Annotated in this window: 1 rRNA gene; it reads right to left on the bottom strand. The window is 57.1% G+C overall.

The window, feature by feature from the left end:
- Positions 1-84: 84 nt before the first annotated feature.
- Positions 85-3,189, bottom strand: a 23S ribosomal RNA gene (locus tag GLX25_RS08100).
- Positions 3,190-3,608: the final 419 nt, after the last annotated feature.

The following is a 3,608-nucleotide window of genomic DNA, read 5'->3' as shown; positions in this document are numbered from 1 at the left end:
TGTGTGTTCGTCTGTTGGGAACCACAGAGTGGACGCGAGTCATCAGGCCATGTACTCCAGCCTTAGAACGGAGTACATGTGGTGATTGTCAAGTTGTCGGCGTATTAGTACCAGTCAGCTGCACACCTTGCGGTGCTTCCACATCTGGCCTATCAACCCAGTCGTCTGGCTGGGAGCCTCTCCCCCATGATGGGGATGGAAATCTCATCTCGAGGCCGGCTTCCCGCTTAGATGCTTTCAGCGGTTATCCATCCCGAACGTAGCTAACCAGCGGTGCTCCTGGCGGAACAACTGGCACACCAGAGGTTCGTCCAACCCGGTCCTCTCGTACTAGGGTCAGATCCTCTCAAATTTCCTGCGCGCGCAGAGGATAGGGACCGAACTGTCTCACGACGTTCTAAACCCAGCTCGCGTACCGCTTTAATGGGCGAACAGCCCAACCCTTGGGACCTACTCCAGCCCCAGGATGCGACGAGCCGACATCGAGGTGCCAAACCATGCCGTCGATATGGACTCTTGGGCAAGATCAGCCTGTTATCCCCGAGGTACCTTTTATCCGTTGAGCGACAGCGCTTCCACAAGCCACTGCCGGATCACTAGTCCCGACTTTCGTCCCTGCTCGACCTGTCAGTCTCGCAGTCAAGCTCCCTTGTGCACTTACACTCGCCACCTGATTGCCAACCAGGTTGAGGGAACCTTTGGGCGCCTCCGTTACTCTTTGGGAGGCAACCGCCCCAGTTAAACTACCCACCAGGCACTGTCCCTGAACCGGATCACGGTTCGAAGTTAGATATCCAGAGTGACCAGAGTGGTATTTCAACAATGACTCCACGAACACTGGCGTGCCCGCTTCACAGTCTCCCACCTATCCTACACAAGCCACACCGAACACCAATACCAAGCTGTAGTAAAGGTCACGGGGTCTTTCCGTCCTTCTGCGCGTAACGAGCATCTTTACTCGTACTGCAATTTCGCCGAGTTCGCGGTTGAGACAGCTGGGAAGTCGTTACGCCATTCGTGCAGGTCGGAACTTACCCGACAAGGAATTTCGCTACCTTAGGATGGTTATAGTTACCACCGCCGTTTACTGGGGCTTAAATTCTCAGCTTCGCCCGTAAGGGCTAACCGGTCCTCTTAACCTTCCAGCACCGGGCAGGCGTCAGTCCGTATACATCGTCTTGCGACTTGGCACGGACCTGTGTTTTTAGTAAACAGTCGCTTCCCACTGGTCTCTGCGGCCGTCAACGCTCCAGGAGCAAGTCCCTTCACGAATCGGGCCCCCCTTCTCCCGAAGTTACGGGGGCATTTTGCCGAGTTCCTTAACCACGATTCTCTCGATCTCCTCGGTATTCTCTACCTGACCACCTGAGTCGGTTTGGGGTACGGGCGGCTGGAACCTCGCGTCGATGCTTTTCTCGGCAGCATAGGATCACCCACTTTTCATCCGCATCACGTCTCAGCCTTGATGAGTCGCGGATTTGCCTACGACTCGGCCTACACGCTTGCCCCGGGACAACCATCGCCCGGGCTGGGCTACCTTCCTGCGTCACACCTGTTATCACGCTCACTCCACCAGACGGGGTCGCACGCCGCCACCAGGATCCGTCCCGAAGGACATCACCAGGTCTTGGGATGCTTAGCACTCCTGGTCTCGTGTGGGCGGTTCTTCGCCGGTACGGGAATATCAACCCGTTGTCCATCGACTACGCCTGTCGGCCTCGCCTTAGGTCCCGACTTACCCAGGGCAGATTAGCTTGACCCTGGAACCCTTGGTCTTCCGGAGGACGGGTTTCTCACCCGTCTTTCGCTACTCATGCCTGCATTCTCACTCGTGTGCCGTCCACGGCTGGTTTCCACCGCCGCTTCACCCGGCACACGACGCTCTCCTACCCATCACCACGACTGGACCACGAAGGCCAATCACTGTGCGGCAATGCCACGACTTCGGTGGCGTGCTTGAGCCCCGTTACATTGTCGGCGCGGAATCACTTGACCAGTGAGCTATTACGCACTCTTTCAAGGGTGGCTGCTTCTAAGCCAACCTCCTGGTTGTCTGTGCAACTCCACATCCTTTCCCACTTAGCACGCGCTTAGGGACCTTAGTCGGTGGTCTGGGTTGTTTCCCTCTCGACGATGAAGCTTATCCCCCACCGTCTCACTGCTGCGCTCTCACTTACCGGCATTCGGAGTTTGGCTGACGTCAGTAACCTGTTGGGGCCCATCGGCCATCCAGTAGCTCTACCTCCGGCAAGAAACACGCAACGCTGCACCTAAATGCATTTCGGAGAGAACCAGCTATCACGAAGTTTGATTGGCCTTTCACCCCTATCCACAGCTCATCCCCTCAGTTTTCAACCTAAGTGGGTTCGGTCCTCCACGACGTCTTACCGTCGCTTCAACCTGGCCATGGATAGATCACTTCGCTTCGGGTCTAGGACCTGCGACTGAATCGCCCTATTCAGACTCGCTTTCGCTACGGCTCCCCCACACGGGTTAACCTCGCCACAGATCACTAACTCGCAGGCTCATTCTTCAAAAGGCACGCCGTCACCCCAACACGGAGGCTCCGACGGTTTGTAAGCAAACGGTTTCAGGTACTATTTCACTCCCCTCCCGGGGTACTTTTCACCTTTCCCTCACGGTACTTGTCCGCTATCGGTCATCTGGGAGTATTTAGGCTTATCAGGTGGTCCTGACAGATTCACACGGGATTTCTCGGGCCCCGTGCTACTTGGGATCCCCCTCCGGCCGGCCAGGCATTTCGACTACGGGACTCACACCCACTCCGGTCCGGCATTCAAACCGGTTCGTCTATACCTGACGCGTCACCGCGGCTGTCCGGCAGAACAGCCCGAGAGGTCCCACAACCCCGACCATGCAACCCCTGCCGGGTATCACACATGACCGGTTTAGCCTCATCCGCTTTCGCTCGCCACTACTCACGGAATCACGGTTGTTTTCTCTTCCTGTGGGTACTGAGATGTTTCACTTCCCCACGTTCCCTCTACCCGCCCTATACATTCAGGCGGGAGTCACCAGGTCACCCGAAGGGCCTGGCGGGGTTTCCCCATTCGGAAATCCTCGGATCACAGCTCGTTTATCAGCTCCCCGAGGCTTATCGCAGATTACGACGTCCTTCTTCGGCTCCAGATGCCAAGGCATCCACCGTTTGCTCTTAGAAACTTGAAATCACATGAGTCATAGAAACCACCACCCCCGACAGGGGCGGCGGTGACCAATGATCAGTCCGACACACACCCGAAGGCATGCATCGTGCTTGATCTTTGTGACCCGACACCCCGAAGGGCATCGAATCTAAGATGCTCGCGTCCACTATGTAGTTCTCAACAGACGACCAGAACCCCCACCCCCACCAGCAACGCCGGCAGCGCATGAAGGCCTGCGGGGAACCAACCCCGACCGAAGGATCCGAAGACCCCAGGCCATGTCCGGTCCCTCAGGACCCAACAGCGTGCACGCACCACCCCCGCCGACCCGAACCGTTCCAACCACCGAAGCGGCGTACTAGACCCCAGACCCTTGCGAGCGATGCCTATGTCAATGTTCCACCCATGAGCACCCAGCGAGAACGTTCGTCTCGATCTGGG

Origin of the sequence: Agromyces luteolus, assembly GCF_009729855.1 — a bacterium.
Classification (GTDB): domain Bacteria; phylum Actinomycetota; class Actinomycetes; order Actinomycetales; family Microbacteriaceae; genus Agromyces; species Agromyces luteolus.
The sequence above is the reverse complement of the archived record's forward strand: the minus strand, read 5'-3'. Positions and strand labels throughout refer to the sequence as shown.